Source organism: Agrobacterium sp. S7/73, from assembly GCF_019355535.1.
GTDB lineage: Bacteria > Pseudomonadota > Alphaproteobacteria > Rhizobiales > Rhizobiaceae > Agrobacterium > Agrobacterium tumefaciens.
The window spans coordinates 320,001-335,324 of the sequence record NZ_CP072136.1; the positions used below are offsets into that span (position 1 = coordinate 320,001).

General features: G+C 55.7%; 11 protein-coding genes, 1 tRNA gene, 2 rRNA genes and 1 pseudogene (1 of these 15 cut by a window edge). 7 read left to right on the forward strand and 8 right to left on the reverse strand.

What is annotated here, in order from left to right:
* From J5276_RS01390 to J5276_RS01415, 6 genes are all read left to right on the forward strand, one after another.
* Positions 1–1,459 (forward strand): 23S ribosomal RNA (locus tag J5276_RS01390) (it extends 1,348 nt beyond the left edge of the window).
* 221 nt (positions 1,460–1,680) lie between these two features.
* Positions 1,681–1,795 (forward strand): 5S ribosomal RNA (gene rrf / locus J5276_RS01395).
* A gap of 257 nt (positions 1,796–2,052) precedes the next feature.
* Positions 2,053–2,129: transfer RNA gene (locus J5276_RS01400), tRNA-Met, on the forward strand.
* A gap of 534 nt (positions 2,130–2,663) precedes the next feature.
* Positions 2,664–3,773, forward strand: a complete 1,110-nt coding sequence (locus J5276_RS01405) for a 2Fe-2S iron-sulfur cluster-binding protein (protein WP_112154353.1) — start codon at positions 2,664–2,666, stop codon at positions 3,771–3,773.
* 41 nt (positions 3,774–3,814) lie between these two features.
* Complete coding sequence (hisC, locus tag J5276_RS01410) at positions 3,815–4,936, forward strand: histidinol-phosphate transaminase (RefSeq protein WP_111790560.1); 1,122 nt, start codon at positions 3,815–3,817, stop codon at positions 4,934–4,936.
* Positions 4,933–6,354, forward strand: coding sequence for an FAD-binding oxidoreductase (locus tag J5276_RS01415; protein WP_112154352.1), 1,422 nt, complete (start codon positions 4,933–4,935; stop codon positions 6,352–6,354). The genes hisC and J5276_RS01415 overlap by 4 nt, the downstream gene beginning before the upstream one ends.
* Before the next feature lie 51 nt (positions 6,355–6,405).
* On the opposite strand, the pseudogene J5276_RS30280 reads toward J5276_RS01415, so the two are convergent.
* From J5276_RS30280 to J5276_RS01440, 6 genes and pseudogenes are all read right to left on the reverse strand, one after another.
* A pseudogene (locus tag J5276_RS30280) lies at positions 6,406–6,531 on the reverse strand (aldehyde-activating protein); the annotation flags it as partial.
* A complete protein-coding gene (locus tag J5276_RS01420; protein WP_013636823.1) occupies positions 6,510–7,196 on the reverse strand; it encodes an ABC transporter permease in 687 nt (228 codons plus the stop codon). The pseudogene J5276_RS30280 and the gene J5276_RS01420, both read right to left, overlap by 22 nt.
* A 4-nt stretch (positions 7,197–7,200) precedes the next feature.
* Positions 7,201–7,908 carry an ABC transporter permease gene (locus J5276_RS01425; RefSeq protein ID WP_065702561.1) on the reverse strand — a complete coding sequence of 236 codons (708 nt, stop codon included), beginning with the start codon at positions 7,906–7,908 and terminating at the stop codon, positions 7,201–7,203.
* Between the two features lie 137 nt (positions 7,909–8,045).
* On the reverse strand, positions 8,046–8,840 hold the full coding sequence (locus tag J5276_RS01430) for a transporter substrate-binding domain-containing protein (RefSeq protein WP_003514202.1): 795 nt from the start codon (positions 8,838–8,840) through the stop codon (positions 8,046–8,048).
* 71 nt (positions 8,841–8,911) lie between these two features.
* Entirely contained in the window at positions 8,912–10,873 is a 1,962-nt protein-coding gene (locus J5276_RS30735) for a DUF2817 domain-containing protein (RefSeq protein WP_112154351.1), read from the reverse strand.
* 138 nt (positions 10,874–11,011) lie between these two features.
* Entirely contained in the window at positions 11,012–12,052 is a 1,041-nt protein-coding gene (locus J5276_RS01440; protein ID WP_013636820.1) for an aromatic ring-hydroxylating dioxygenase subunit alpha, read from the reverse strand.
* Positions 12,053–12,181: 129 nt separating this feature from the next.
* Here J5276_RS01440 and J5276_RS01445 point away from each other — a divergent pair, with 129 nt between their 5' ends.
* Entirely contained in the window at positions 12,182–13,102 is a 921-nt protein-coding gene (locus J5276_RS01445) for a LysR family transcriptional regulator (protein ID WP_112154350.1), read from the forward strand.
* Between the two features lie 23 nt (positions 13,103–13,125).
* Here the strand turns inward: J5276_RS01445 and J5276_RS01450 are convergent, their stop codons facing one another.
* Both J5276_RS01450 and J5276_RS01455 read right to left on the reverse strand, forming a co-directional pair.
* A complete protein-coding gene (locus J5276_RS01450; protein WP_112154349.1) occupies positions 13,126–13,641 on the reverse strand; it encodes a flavin reductase family protein in 516 nt (171 codons plus the stop codon).
* Between the two features lie 11 nt (positions 13,642–13,652).
* Complete coding sequence (locus J5276_RS01455) at positions 13,653–15,017, reverse strand: LLM class flavin-dependent oxidoreductase (protein WP_173995115.1); 1,365 nt, start codon at positions 15,015–15,017, stop codon at positions 13,653–13,655.
* Between the last annotated feature and the right edge of the window lie 307 nt (positions 15,018–15,324).

Sequence of the window (15,324 nt, forward strand, 5' to 3'; positions counted from 1 at the left end):
AAGACCAAGGGTTCCTGCTTAAAGTTAATCTGAGCAGGGTTAGCCGGCCCCTAAGACGAGGCGGACACGCGTAGTCGATGGGAACCACGTTAATATTCGTGGGCCTGGTGGTAGTGACGGATCTCGTGTGTTGTACATTCTTACTGGATTGAATGTGCGGCGAAGAGGTTCCAGGAAATAGCTCCACCGTATAGACCGTACCCGAAACCGACACAGGTGGTCAGGTAGAGTATACCAAGGCGCTTGAGAGAACTATGTTGAAGGAACTCGGCAAATTGCACGCGTAACTTCGGAAGAAGCGTGACCCCATTTTACGCAAGTATGATGGGGTGGCACAGACCAGGGGGTAGCGACTGTTTATCAAAAACACAGGGCTCTGCGAAGTAGCAATACGACGTATAGGGTCTGACGCCTGCCCGGTGCTGGAAGGTTAAAGGGAGGGGTGCAAGCTCTGAACTGAAGCCCCAGTAAACGGCGGCCGTAACTATAACGGTCCTAAGGTAGCGAAATTCCTTGTCGGGTAAGTTCCGACCTGCACGAATGGCGTAACGACTTCCCCGCTGTCTCCAACATAGACTCAGTGAAATTGAATTCCCCGTGAAGATGCGGGGTTCCTGCGGTCAGACGGAAAGACCCCGTGCACCTTTACTATAGCTTTACACTGGCATTCGCCAAGGCATGTGTAGGATAGGTGGTAGGCTTTGAAGCAGGGACGCCAGTTCTTGTGGAGCCATCCTTGAAATACCACCCTTATCTTCGTGGATGTCTAACCGCGGTCCGTTATCCGGATCCGGGACAGTGTATGGTGGGTAGTTTGACTGGGGCGGTCGCCTCCGAAAGAGTAACGGAGGCGCGCGATGGTGGGCTCAGACCGGTCGGAAATCGGTCGTCGAGTGCAATGGCATAAGCCCGCCTGACTGCGAGACTGACAAGTCGAGCAGAGACGAAAGTCGGTCATAGTGATCCGGTGGTCCCGTGTGGAAGGGCCATCGCTCAACGGATAAAAGGTACGCCGGGGATAACAGGCTGATGACCCCCAAGAGTCCATATCGACGGGGTTGTTTGGCACCTCGATGTCGACTCATCGCATCCTGGGGCTGGAGCAGGTCCCAAGGGTATGGCTGTTCGCCATTTAAAGCGGTACGTGAGTTGGGTTCAGAACGTCGTGAGACAGTTCGGTCCCTATCTGCCGTGGGTGTAGGAATATTGACAGGATCTGTCCCTAGTACGAGAGGACCGGGATGGACGTATCTCTGGTGGATCTGTTGTCCTGCCAAGGGCATAGCAGAGTAGCTATATACGGAATGGATAACCGCTGAAGGCATCTAAGCGGGAAACCAACCTGAAAACGAGTGTTCCCTATCAGAGCCGTGGAAGACGACCACGTTGATAGGACGGGTGTGGAAGCATGGCAACATGTGAAGCTTACCGTTACTAATAGCTCGATCGACTTCTTCGTTCCCATTGTTCATGCTCATCAAAGATGAGCATCATCTGTTCTGTCCTGACGCGCATAGCGCTCCGGACGGGCCGCGCCACAGGGCGCGACGACCTCTGGTCTGTATGGCAAACATACGGGAAGGGTCGCAGAAAGACGTGTTAAATTAAATGAAGCGCAAGCTTCCCAGCTTCTCGAAACAACACTCATGTGAAAACATGAACTGTGTTGCGTTTTGCCGACCTGGTGGTTATCGCGGGGCGGCTGCACCCGTTCCCATTCCGAACACGGCCGTGAAACGCCCCAGCGCCAATGGTACTCCGTCTCAAGACGCGGGAGAGTAGGTCGCTGCCAGGTCTGCAAAACGCAACAAATATCTTCTCAAGCAAACTCTTCGGCCCAGCCGATACAAAGGGCCGCTCAAAGCGGCCTTTTTGCATTGCGTAACATGAAAACATAAGGAAAACGCAACGTGCGTCCCTTAAAGGAGACAAATCGCCTTCGGCAATTTGCTCCGGAACTATACATCACAGCGTCCCTGTGATGCAGTCGCGATAAATCCAATACGGATTTACGCTGGTCGCGATAAATCCCATAGGGATTTACGCTGGTAACGCGGGGTGGAGCAGCCCGGTAGCTCGTCAGGCTCATAACCTGAAGGCCGCAGGTTCAAATCCTGCCCCCGCAACCATCTTCAAGACTATCAACAACAAAGCCCTCCCATCCCGGAGGGCGCCTTGCGTTTAGGGCCTTGGATACCGCAAATGAATTGCTGGCGGTATAGCCACGTGGGGCTCTGATAGTGTGCACCTAGGCCTGTATCCTGCTCCCGGAGCACTCTGCAACTATCTAACGATTGGTTCTGAAGATCACGTTCTGTTTTGGCGTATCCCAGTGAAAAACGAGGGCGCAAATCCAGAGTTGCTCGCGCCAATTCAAACCCCCTTAGTTTAGCTTTTCTAAACAAAAACGCATCTGTGGCGGGATTGTCTCTCTTTGTTGACGCGCAAATAATGAGATTTGTCAGAGGGATAAATTGAGGTGGGGCCTTGGGGCTGCAAATTGGTGAAGACCAAATTGCCAGCGAGTTTTTGAGGAAGTTCTGCCTCCCGCGAAACCCTTTGATCGTCTGCAGGTTGACGCAAGCCTTGAGCGATCTCACGGGGAGAACTCTCGAGGCGATCTGCGGATTTCCGGATATTGCAATCATCAGGACAAGCAAATCATGACGACCCGCCTGGATCCACGTTTTCGCCCGTTCGAGGTAAAGCGCAAGGTGCGCGAGAGTGCCACGATCACGTCATTTTACCTCACGCCTGTCGATCCTGCGGATTGGTGTACTTTTGAGGCGGGCCAGTTTCTGACGATCCAGATACCGCATCCCGAAGGCAAAGAACCGCTTGTCCGGAATTACACGGTTTCGTCAGGACCAAATGAGATCGGGGTCTATCGTATTACCGTGAAACGGGAGGCCGCTTTAGCGCCCGATATGGCCGATGGTCTTGTTTCGTGCTGGCTCCATGACGCCGTAGAAGAGGGTGCGGTCATCCATATTGACAGGCCGCGTGGTGCCTTCAAACTCGACAAGGCCAGTCAGCGACCGGTTATTCTCTTGTCCGGTGGCGTCGGGCTGACACCTACGATATCCATGTTGAAGGTCTTGGTTGCGGAAAGCGATCGGCCCGTCTGGTTCGTCCATGCCTGCGACGGGGCTGCTACCCATGCGCTGCGTGAAGAAGTACGGGTGCTCGCTGAACAGCGCAGCAACGTCCATATTCATTACTGTTATCGTTTTCCGACCGACGAGGATGCCAAGGCCGGGCTATTCCATTCCGCCGGTTTCATCACTCGGGAGACCTTGCAGTCCTTTTTGCCGCTGGACGATTACGAAGTCTATATGTGCGGACCACCGCCGTTCATGCAGGCGATGTATGACCTGCTCCTCTCCCTCGGCTTGGAGAAAAGCAAGATTGCCTACGAATTTTTCGGGCCTGCCTCCCTGCTTTCGCCATCGCAGCCGAAGAAGGAAGCAAACCTCAGCCTCACTGTTGCTCCGGTGGCGTCAGAGTCTGAGTACTCCGGCATCGAGATTGTTCTTGGGAAGTCAAATGCCAGATTCGAGTGGGATTCAGCCTCGGAATCCATCCTGAGCTTTCTGGAGAGCCGGGGTATTGAGCCAGCATTCTCCTGTCGCGCGGGTGTCTGCGGCAGCTGTGTCCAGGACCTTGTGTCCGGCGACGTTGAATATGTGGATGAGCCGCTGGATGACGTGCCGTCCGGGCAGATTCTCCTCTGTTGTTCCAAGCCCGTGAGTTCAGTCGTACTCGACCTCTGAAACCAGATTCCAGCGTTTATCCAAATCAGCGAGATCAACCCATGGCCGATACACTCAGACTCAACCCGCACGTTGCTGAACTCCCGCCTTATAATGCTGGAATGAATATCGCCGTTGCGCGAAGCAAGACGGGTTTGACCGATATTGCGGCCCTTGCCAGCAATGAGAATCCATATGGTTGCTCTCCGAAGGCAACCGCTGCGCTGGCCAGTCTCGACCCTTCACGCTATGCGGATCCTGCCTGTGTGATCTTGCGTGATGCGCTTAGTCGAAAGCTCGGCGTCGCCGGAAACCGGATTGTCATTGGAAACGGCTCGGAAGAGATGATCGCTGCCGTTTGTCGCGCGGTCCTGCGTCCGGATGCTACCGTAGTCGCGATGATACCTGGTTTCGGCCTTCACGAAATCGAGCCCAAAGCAAATGGCGCGAAAATCATCAGGATACCGATGACGAAGGATCTTCGGTTTGATCTCGAGGCGATGACGACCGCATTGCGCGAAAAGCCATCGATATTCTTCATCTCCTCGCCTTCCAATCCCGTGGGCCCTGCGTTGCGACAGGATCAGCTCTCAAGCCTCATTGCAGCCGTCCCGAAAGAGACGTTGCTTGTTTTCGACGAAGCCTATTTCGAATTCTGCGACGGGAATACGCCAGATGGGCTTAAGACACTGGCTGACAGCGCTATCTCCTGGGTCGTGCTCAGAACCTTCTCGAAGGCCTATGGGCTGGCTGGGTTGCGCGTCGGATATGCCGTGGCGTCCGATGAGCGGCTGGCACAGGCCATGTCATCTGCAAAGACACCGTTCAACGTCAATGCAGCCGCGCAATTGGCCGCAGTTGCCGCGCTCGATGACGAAAACTGGATGCGGGTTTCAGTCGAAAGCGTCGTCAAGGAGCGCAGGCGCATGGCTGCGGCAATCGCCTCGCTTGATCTTTTCGTTCCGGACTCTCAGACGAATTTTCTCTTCATCGATGTTGGTTGCGACAGTTCGATCGCTTTCGATCATTTCCTGTCCCATGGCGTCATCGTCAAGCCCTGGAAAGAACCGGAGTTCGCCAGCTTCATTCGTGTGACCGTCGGGCTTCCTGCGGAAAACGACCGTTTTCTCGAAGCGTTACGCTCACTCAAAGATAAGCTTCCTGAGGCAAAAGTCGCGTCATGATCGAACACAATACCGCCTCAACACGGGATTTGTCCGCCGCGTTTCTCAATGAAATCGACCAGATTATCGGCCTGTCGAACCTGAAACGCGGTGATGCCGTTGCCAATCTCGATTATGGCGTAACGCCTGCGAATTTCGGTGCGGATGCGGTTGCTTTCCCTTCATCTCCGCAAGAGGTTGCGTCGATCATAAAAACTGCGGTTGCCCATGGTATATCGGTTGTACCGCAGGGTGGCCGAACCGGGCTTGTTGGCGGGGGTGTGTCCGTCCCCGGTCAAATCGTGGTGTCGACCGCCCGGCTGAACCGGATCGTGAAAATCTATCCAGATGAGCGGGTTGCCGTTGTGGAGGCGGGCGTTACGCTTCAAGCGTTGCAGGCGGCCGCATCGGAGCATCGTCTCGAGCCAGGCATCGACTTGCCATCGCGTGGTTCTGCCACGATTGGCGGAATGGTCTCGACCAATGCCGGCGGGATTTCTGCTTTTCGATATGGGGTGATGCGCCATCGCGTGCTCGGGCTGGAAGTCGTATTGCCTGATGGCTCGATATATTCCGACCTGACACGCGTGGTGAAGAACGCCGCAGGATACGATCTCAAGCATCTCTTCATCGGGGCCGAGGGTACGCTTGGTATTGTGACCAGGGTTGCCATCAAGCTGGAGCCGGTTCCCGCAGCAACCGCCACCGCACTTTTTGGGTTTCCCTCCGTTGAAGCGGCTCTTGATGCAACCAGGCTGGGGTTGACCGTGAGGTATGGCCACATGCGTGCGGCGGAAGCGATCTGGAATTCGTTTTTCTCCCTGACGGCGGGCGAGCACCTTTGGTCGGCGCCAGATTATGCCCCTGACTATCCTCTCAACCTCATCATGTCTCTGGGCGGCGGGGACGAGGAACAGCTTCAGATGGAGCTCGGCCGGATTTACGAGGAGCTGTATGAAACCTATCCGAACGTGTCCGCTGTCGTCGCAACATCGAAGGCACAGGAAGCAGAGTTGTGGCGTCTGAGGGAGGACACGGACCTTATCTATCGCAGATATCCGGCTGCGCCGTCCTTTGACGTCTCCGTCCCCTTGTCGCAGATCGAAGAATATGTGGCTCGCTGCGTACCGGAGCTTCGGTCAATCGATCCTCTCCTCGATCCCTACCTCTTCGGCCACATTGCCGATGGCAATCTTCACATTGTTCTCAATGCAGCCGGGACAGCTCTGACGCCCGCCAAGATTGCTGCCATCGAATCCGTTCTCTACCGCGACCTGACGCAATCGGGTGGTTCGTTCTCGGCGGAACATGGGATCGGCTCCAAACGCATTCATGCGTTGCGGGAGACAGCGAACCCGGTAAAATTTGCCCTGATGACGCAGATCAAGGCCGCAATCGATGGCGGATACACTCTTAACCCCGGCAAAGTCACCGGCTGACATGACAACGCCGCGCTCTTTAGGCGCGCGGCGCGGACACGATATGGGCGACTACGTTTCAGTTCGCCAGAACGCCATTTTTTTGGCTGTCCAGGCGGCGATATAGTCCATCAATGCGCGTGACAGGCAGTCATAAGGTTCGAGACTACTGGCCTTCAGCGCGCTTCGTGACGCATCAGATGTGCCTCAAGCATGCGGATGAGCATGACGAGGGTGAGGTTGATGACGAGGTAGATGGCACCCGCCAAGGCGAAAACCTCGAAAATCGCGAATGTCTGGCTCATCAGGCGCTTTGCATATCCCGTGATCTCGAGAACCGTGATTGTCGAGGCAAGGCTCGTACCCTTGACGACGAGGATCAGCTCATTGCCGTAAGCCGGCAGAGCCTGGCGAATGGCGAGCGGGAATTCGATCCGGCGGAAACGCATAAATGGTGACATTCCCGTGGCTTTGGCCGCTTCCTTGAGACCCGCGGGAACCGATAATAATCCGCCTCGCAGAATCTCCGATGTATAGGCGGCTGTGTTGAGCGCCATCGCCATGACCGCGCAGCGCGCACCATCACTAATCACCCACCACGTTATGGCATTGCCTTTGATAAAGCCAATTTGGCCAAGCCCGTAGTAAAACAGGAACAGCTGTACAAGCAGCGGTGTACCGCGAAAGACCATGCTGTAATATTTTGCAAACCCGGCAAGGAAACGGTTTTCGGACAGCCGCATGAGCGCAAGACCAAGGCCGAGATTGAAACCGATCGCGACAGATATCGCGGTTATGGTCGCCGTTGTGGAAAGCCCTTTCAAGAGGAAAGGCATCGATGTTTTCAGGAATTCGATATCCATCGCGTTACTTCCTCGCCCTTAGTCTCACCAGGCGTTCGACCCTGTCGAATCCAGCCTGGCTTATGATGGTGATCGCGAAATACACGACGGCTGCGATAAGAAAGAAAATCAGGGGATTGCGGGTGCTACCGGCGCCAACCGAGGCGGCGCGCATCAGTTCCTGTAGCCCGACAACCGATACCAGTGCCGTGTCCTTGATGGTTGTCTGCCAGACATTGTTCATACCGGGGATGGCAATGCGTAGCATTTGCGGGATGATGATGCGCCTGAAGATGCGGCGCCCGGGAATCCCCAGTGCGCGCGCAGCTTCTATGTGTCCCGTCGGGATGGAAGCCAATGCTCCCCTGATAACCTCGGTCGAGTAGGCGCCTGAAATCGTACCGATGGCAATGATGGCAATGATGAAGGCATATCCGCTGTCCGCAAGGGCAGCATATCCGAAAGCTGTGGCAACCTGTGTCACGAATTGCACGGAAGAAAAGAACAGCAGATAGATGATAAGCAGTTCAGGCACCCCCCGCACGAGAGAGGTATAGGCGTCTACCACAAGTGTCAGCGGGAATATCCGCGCCCACTTGGTGACCCCGCACAAGGTTCCGATCAACGCACCGACAAGCATGCTGACCGTACCGACGGCAATCGTTATTGCGGCCCCCTGCAGAATGGCTCTTATCCAACCACCCTGCCAAACTAGGATCAGACTAGACTCCATTGGATTTGCCTTGGTTTTGCTGCGCACTCCCTTGCCTTTTTGGCAGCAGGCATCGTCAGCGTCTTCGACCGTGCGCACCCTGTCAGGTTGCGATTGAGTGGTTGCCCCGCACTTCTGGGAAGAGCGGGGCAGGCGTCTTAGTTGCAGGGTCTGGAGATATCCATCTTGAACCACTTCTGGCTCGCTTTGCCGATCGAACCATCCGCGACGAGCTCGCACAGTGCCTTGTCGATCTTCGTCTTCAGCTCGGTGTTCTCCTTGGCAATACCGACGCCGATCCCTTCGCCGAGGGTGGAATCGAATTTGCTCTGAACTTTCACGTCGACAAACTGAAAGTCCTTGCCTTCGGGCTTGGCGAGAAAATCCTGAAGTGCAGAGGCGTCTGCAAATGCTGCCTCAACGCGGCCGCTTGCGAGATCGATCTGCATATTGTCGAGCGTGTCGTAGGTTTTGAGATTGGCATTCGGCACCCGCTTTTCGATGAAATGGGCGTGCGTCGTGCCGGTTTGAACGCCGATCGTCTTGCCGTCCAAGCCCTTCAACAAAGTGTCGATATCCTTGATGCCGGCGAGATCGGACGTCTTGGGAACGAGGAACATGTTTGCCAGCTCAGCATATCCGACCGAAAAATTGATTTCCTTTTTTCGATCCTGGGTAATCGACATCCCGGAGATGATGACGTCGAAGCGCTTCGCCTTGAGGGCAGGGATCAGGCCATCAAAGGCCTGCACGACGAACCGGCACTTCACGGCGAGCTTCGTGCAGAGCAGGTTGCCGACATCGGCGTCGAAGCCGGTTACATTGCCGGCAGCATCGGCCATGCTCCATGGTGGATAGGCACCTTCGGTGCCGATCGACAATTCGCCTTCGGCAGCGTGCGCCGTGCTGACGCCTGCAAGAAGCAGGGCGAGTGACAGGACTTTCAGATTCATATGCGAATTCCCCTATTTGGTTATTTGTTGGGTTTGATTTGCCGGACACAGCGCCGGCACAGCGGATCACGTCATAAAGTTCGCGACAGAAACTGACGCAGGCGTTCCGATCGCGGATTGGTGAACAATTCCGCCGGGGTACTCTCTTCCTCCACCTTTCCTTTGTGTAAGAAGAGAATCTTGTGAGAAACCTCGCGCGCAAACTGCATTTCATGCGTCACGAGGATCATGGTATTGCCCTCTTCTGCCAGCTGACGGATCACGCGCAGGACCTCTCCCACAAGTTCGGGGTCGAGAGCGGATGTCGGTTCGTCACAGAGGATGACTTTTGGCCGCATGGCCAGTGTTCTTGCGATGGCCGCACGTTGCTGCTGGCCGCCGGAGAGCTGCCCGGGATATTGGGCATGCTTTTCCGACAGTCCCACTTTCTTCAACAACTGATGGGCATGGTCGATTGCATCCTGGCGACGCTCGCCAAGAACATGGACGGGAGCCTCGATGATGTTCTCAAGCACGGACATGTGGGGCCAGAGGTTGAAGTTCTGGAATACCATTCCCACGCGGGCGCGAATTCTTTCGACCTGGCGCATGTCTGCTGGCTGCGAACGGCCATTCGCTCCACCCTTCATTCGTATTTCCTCGCCATCAACGACGATCGTTCCACTGCTGGGCTGTTCAAGCAGGTTTATGCAGCGCAAAAACGTGCTCTTGCCGGACCCTGACGAGCCGATCATGGAAACGACTTCACCGGGATCGGCACTCAGCCCCACGCCCGACAGGACTTCGTGCGTGCCGAAGCTTTTGTGGAGATCATGAACTTCAACGGCTGGCCGTTCATGGCGTTTGGTGTTGACAGGCACGGCCGGTGGCCAGTCGCTCACCAAAGCCGGAGCGGTTGCGCCCTTTGAATCCTTGGGAGTAACCGAGGCAAGTGCGTTCAGCGCGCGGTCGAAATATCGCAAGCTTGTCCCAAGACAGTTCTGCTGCCATTCGGGTTCGTCAGGAATGAACGCCGTTCTCAGCGTCTTCTTGATTTTCTGCCCCAGCGGAGATTCGATATTCCCGAAAAGATGCAGCCAGTTATCGGCCTGCACGGCGTCCATCACCACCGGGCCTTCAAGGGTTCCGCATTCGATTACCAGCGGCAATACGCGGCTGTCCGGCAAGGATTTGCAGACCGCTGCTGAAACGTAGCCCGTAGCCGTTGCCGCAATGCCGGTATCGGTCGTTGCGCCATTGCCGGTCATCACGACCGCGAGTGCGTGCCCATAGGTTTTCCTGCCCCATTCCAGACCGGCATGGTCCTCTTCCGCCACCGATAGCAGTGCGGGATATCCGTAAGGGCCTGCACCGGTGTGAAGATCGAAGACGACGACATCCGACGCGCCACTGACGAAAGTGCTCAAGATATCGTTGAGGGTGCGGTTCGACCATGTCGGGCCGTTGCCGCCATAAAACAGTCCGTCTGGAAAGTCGTATTGGCCTGCTTCGATAATCGCGGCGATCCCGGCGTGGCCGTTTAAACCGGCCTTGGCATCTCTCAGCAGTTGATCGGCACGGTCACGATCGGGCCCATCCCACTCGGCGCAGACAAATGCATTATGCAGTGGGGCGTATCGTTCGTTTCGTGGAACGGCTCTCTTCCAGTCAACGAAGTTTCGGTTGAGATCGACATTGTCCTCGTTGACCCGTCGGCTCCATGCTGTTCCCCATGGGTTGATCAGATGGATCATCACCACAGCCGTATCGGGAGGAAGCGGTAAAGGGTTATTTGCGGCAAGCCATTCAGCCTGGCAAGCCGATCCGAATTGCCCCTCAACTCCGTGCGTGCCGGACAAGATGACTAGTTTTTTTGACGCGTTGCGTTCGCCCAGATATGCAACATCCGTGAAAAGGTGCTCTCCATCTGGGCCATGCAATGGATGCTTATATTCGAACAACGCAGCATTCGACCGGCGCGCGGCGGAAAGAAAACGTTGCCGCAGCACATTATAGTCCACTGAATAGAGCTCAGGCTGCCTGATGTGGCGCATCAAGGATACTCCCGATTTGTGGCGGGCGTCGGCTTTTGCCGATCACCAGCTATGTTCCCGGTTATTATTTTTTTGCCATCTCCGCCTGACCATTTGAGCAGGCGAAGACCATATCGTTAGTCATTCCGGCGCAGGCGCTTACTCCGCGGCAGCGACGACATTCATGGTCTCGCTATCGATCATCTGTGAAAGCTTGCGTCTGAACCGCAGCGGTCCGACATCGATCTTCAGATCGAGGTTTGGAGTCTTCTTGTTCGCGATCCCGTGGTGGACCGCCTCTAGCACGACACGGTCTTCCTCGAATGCGCCGCGTACGGATGTTGCGAAGCGCGCTGAAACGTCCGGGTCGTCGGGCGCGAAATTTCGCATCTGAAACCAGTAATACTTCGTGCGGTTCTCATCGACTGGCGTCATGAAATTGTAGCTGTCCATCAAGAACGTATTGGCTGGCAATTCGCGGCCTTCGCCGCCGGAGCCTGATGGTGCAAAGATGGCCTTGATGATGGCATTGCTGGGGTAGCGAACCTCGTAATGCTGTTTTCGATCGCATTTCCCCTCAAATTGCAGGAACGGTGCGTAGAAGGGGGCTGGATCTGAATCCAGCATCCAGCGCCAGACGACGACGCCATCGCTTTTCACCGTTGTTTCCAGTGGCGTTTCTTCGCAGGCGGAACTGGCGAACGAGCTCTGATGCACCCATGCGACGTGGGATGGGTCCAGCAGATTGTCCGTCATGTAGAGGTAATTGCAGTTGATCGTCATCGACTCGCCGCGATTGACGCCCCAGGACGGATCACCAAAATGTTCGACATGGAAAATCTCTGCGGGATCGGCTTTCGCGGCCTCACCCATCCAGACCCAAACGAGCCCGTAACGTTCCTCCACCGGGTAGGAGCGGACGCAGGCCACATGTGGAATACGCTCTGCACCCGGCACGCGGGTGCAGGCGCCGGAACAGTCGAAGGTCAGTCCGTGATAGCCGCATTCGACGTCGTCGCCCTTGATACGCCCCATGGACAAGGGGAGCTTGCGATGGGGACAGGCATCTTCGAGCGCTGCAAGCTTGCCATTCTGAAGACGATAAAGAACGATATTTTCGCCGAGCATCGTTACGGGTGTCAGGTCTCGTCCGATTTCGTGATCCCAGGTGGCGACGTACCAAGCATTCTTGAGAAACATTTTCTTCCCCCGTTCTCGCTTTAATCGGAACAGTATTTTCCTTGTTGCGATGCGGGACAAGCGGATTTTCGTTGCGTTTTTGTTTAGAAAAACTTAACAAAAAGCAGAACTGGAGATACTCTATTGGCTATGCCCCCACTCCATGCCCTGCAAGCTTTCGAAGCCGTAGGAAGGTGCGGTACGATGAGCACGGCTGCCAAAGAACTGGGCGTAACACCCAGTGCCATCAGCCAACAGGTGCGCAAGCTTGAGAACCATCTCGGCGTTACGCTCCTCGAACGTATCGGACGCCGTGTGGAACTGACGTCGTGGGGTGTTCTTCTTCACAAGGAAGTCGCCAAAGGCTTCAGCCAGCTCAATCATTCCGTCGATGTTCTCGAACGGGCGCGGAGCCAGACCGGCATCGTGCTGACTGCGCTCAGCTCGGTGGTGAACAAGTGGATCGGCCGCAAGATCTTCGAGTGGCAGGCTCTCTATCCGGAAGCCAATGTCCGTATCATCGGCAAGGATGACGAACCCAGCCTGTCGGGCGGCCAGAGCGATTTTCGCATAACCTATGGAAAGCGGGCAGAGGTGCACGCGCATTTCGTGCCGCTTTATACGGATTGGGTGGTTCCCGCATGTTCGCCGCGTTTGCTCGGGGGACGGACATTATCGGCGCCCGCCGACCTTCTCAAATTCCCTTTGCTCAATATCGAGTGGGAAGCCCATTACAGCCGTCCGCCACAATGGAGCGAGTGGGCGCAGCTGGTTGGCGCGACCGTGAATGAAAAACTCTCGAGCCTGTTTTTCGCGCTGTCGAGCAACGCAATCGACGCTGCGGTCAACGGACACGGCTTCGTGCTGGCTCAGGTCTCGATGATCGAGGACGAGTTGCAGGCCGGTACTCTTGTTGTTCCTTTCGACATCCGCCTTCCGCTTCCCGAGAGCTACTATCTGGCATGGGATCGTTCCGTTTTCGATAAGCCCTACGGAAGAGAATTTCATATGTGGGTGATGGCGATCGCGAAAAAGCAGTCTGTCGCATCGTCCCCGAACCGCAGTGCGTGACTAAGGGCCTACCGCTCGGGATATCACCTTCTGATGTGTTGATATTCTCCGCGCCAGTACAGAAGTGGCCGGGCATCGTCATGCGTCCTTATCGACCGGACGAGGCCGATCAGGATCACATGGGATCGATGGATGATCGCGTCTTCGAGTTCGCAGTCCAGACTTGCCAGAGCGCCATCCAGCGCAAGGCCGCCTGACGCCATCGTGTGCCAGACGGCGCCATCGTAGCGGCTGGCACCCTTAAGGCCATTAAAACCCGAGAATGAGTGGGCGACGTTTTCCTGACCTTCAGCGACGACGTTGACGCAAAACCGTCTGGCTTTCTCGACGATTTCCCAGGACGAGGATCCGCGATTGAGTGCGACCATCACAGTCGGGCCATCCGCAGAAAGTGCTGTGACGGATGTTGCGGTGAAGCCGGTTCGTGTTTCACCCGTGCCTGTCGTGATGACGCAAACGGCACCCGCCAGATTCCGCATGGAGGATTTGAAGAGGTCAGCTCCCGGAGACGGCACCTGCATTTTTATCTGGTCCACCATGATCGGCTCCTTCAGATGCGCTCTTTATCGCCTTTGGCGGCCGTGTAACGGTTGGCAGGCATCGAAAGCCCCAGGTTCTCGCGCAGCGTCGATCCTTCATATTCCTCACGAAACAGTCCGCGCCGCCGCAACTCCGGCAAGACAAGGCGGACGAAATCTTCCAGGCTTGCGGGAAGTGTCGGGAACATAAGAATAAAACCGTCGGCGGCACGGGTTTCGAACCACTCTTCCATGTAGTCTGCGATCTGTTTTGGTGTCCCGGTTATTCCGTTTCCGGTGTGGCGTTCTGCGTAGTGGCGGATCAATTGTCCCACTGTCTGTCCTTGCTTGACGAACTCGACGAGCTGGTCAAACATCTTGCGCGAGCCTTTCGGCTCGGCGGGCAGCCGGTCCATCGGAAATGGTTGATCGAGGGGGACGCCACGAAGGTCGGCTTCGAGGAACTCCGAAAGCATCAACCGACCCACGTCCGGATGAAGGCTGTCGATGAGAAAATCGACTTTTGCCTTTGCCTCCGCCTCGGTCTCCCCGACATTGACGACAATTCCCGGCATGACCTTGAGATCTTCGAGATCGCGACCGAATGCCGGCATACGTCCTTTGACGTTCTGGTAGAAAGCCCTGTTGCTCTCGATGTTGGATGCTAGGCTGAAGACGATTTCAGACGTCCGTGCAGCAAGGTTCATTCCGGCCTCGGAGCCGCCGGCCTGAGCAATAACAGGCCGCCCCTGCTCGGAAGGCGCAATGTTGAGGGGGCCGCGCACCTGAAAATGCTTGCCGACATGATTGAGGGTATGGTGCTTGGCCTTGTCATAATAAACGCCGCTTTCGCGATCAAGCAGCAAGGCATCGCGTTCAAAGCTGTCCCATAGGCCGAACACTACGTCGATGAATTCCTGCGCGCGCTCGTAACGGACGGCGTGAGGATCGAGACCCTGACGATTGAAGTTGTAGCCGGTCTCGTCATGATCGGAGGTGACGACATTCCAGCAGGCGCGTCCCCGGCTCAGCTGATCGATAGACGCGAAAATCCGGGCGACATTGAAGGGTTCATAATAGCTCGTCGATACCGTCGAGACCAGGCCCAGTCTTTCCGTCATCACCGAAAGTGCCGAGATGAGAGAAAGCGGTTCGAACCGGTTCTGCTTGGTCGGGCTGCGCGCCAGGGCGTCGGGGTCACCAACGGCAGCCGCAGCGGAATCGGCGAGGAACATGAAATCGAATTTGGCAGCTTCAGAAATTCTGGCCACATTCAACATGTGGCTGAAGTCGGTTGCTGCCGTTACCTTGCTTGCCGGGTGCCGCCATGCGGCTGCATGGAAGCCGAACGTGTAAACAAAGGTTCCGAGCTTGATCTTGTCCTGCCGTTTCAACATCGTTCCCTCTTTTGCCTGATACCAATTCTCGTCTCAGGCTATTCGAGGATCAACGCTGCAACAATCGGCCGAAATCTTCTCCGTAGGTTAGAAATACTAACAAGGATTAGTGGCGCGTCTGCGCATCAGCCCGAGAGGCTGCGGCGCCACGCAACAGGATCACATTCCCGTTGGAAGGCCTGATGATGGCGCTTCACTATAAGTATTCATAAGTCACACTTAAGTCGCTGTTAACCAACATCTGGTCAATTTATTCATATAAAAAGTTGTCTTCGCAGGCGAATTTCGCGCAGGCGCTTCATTTTTA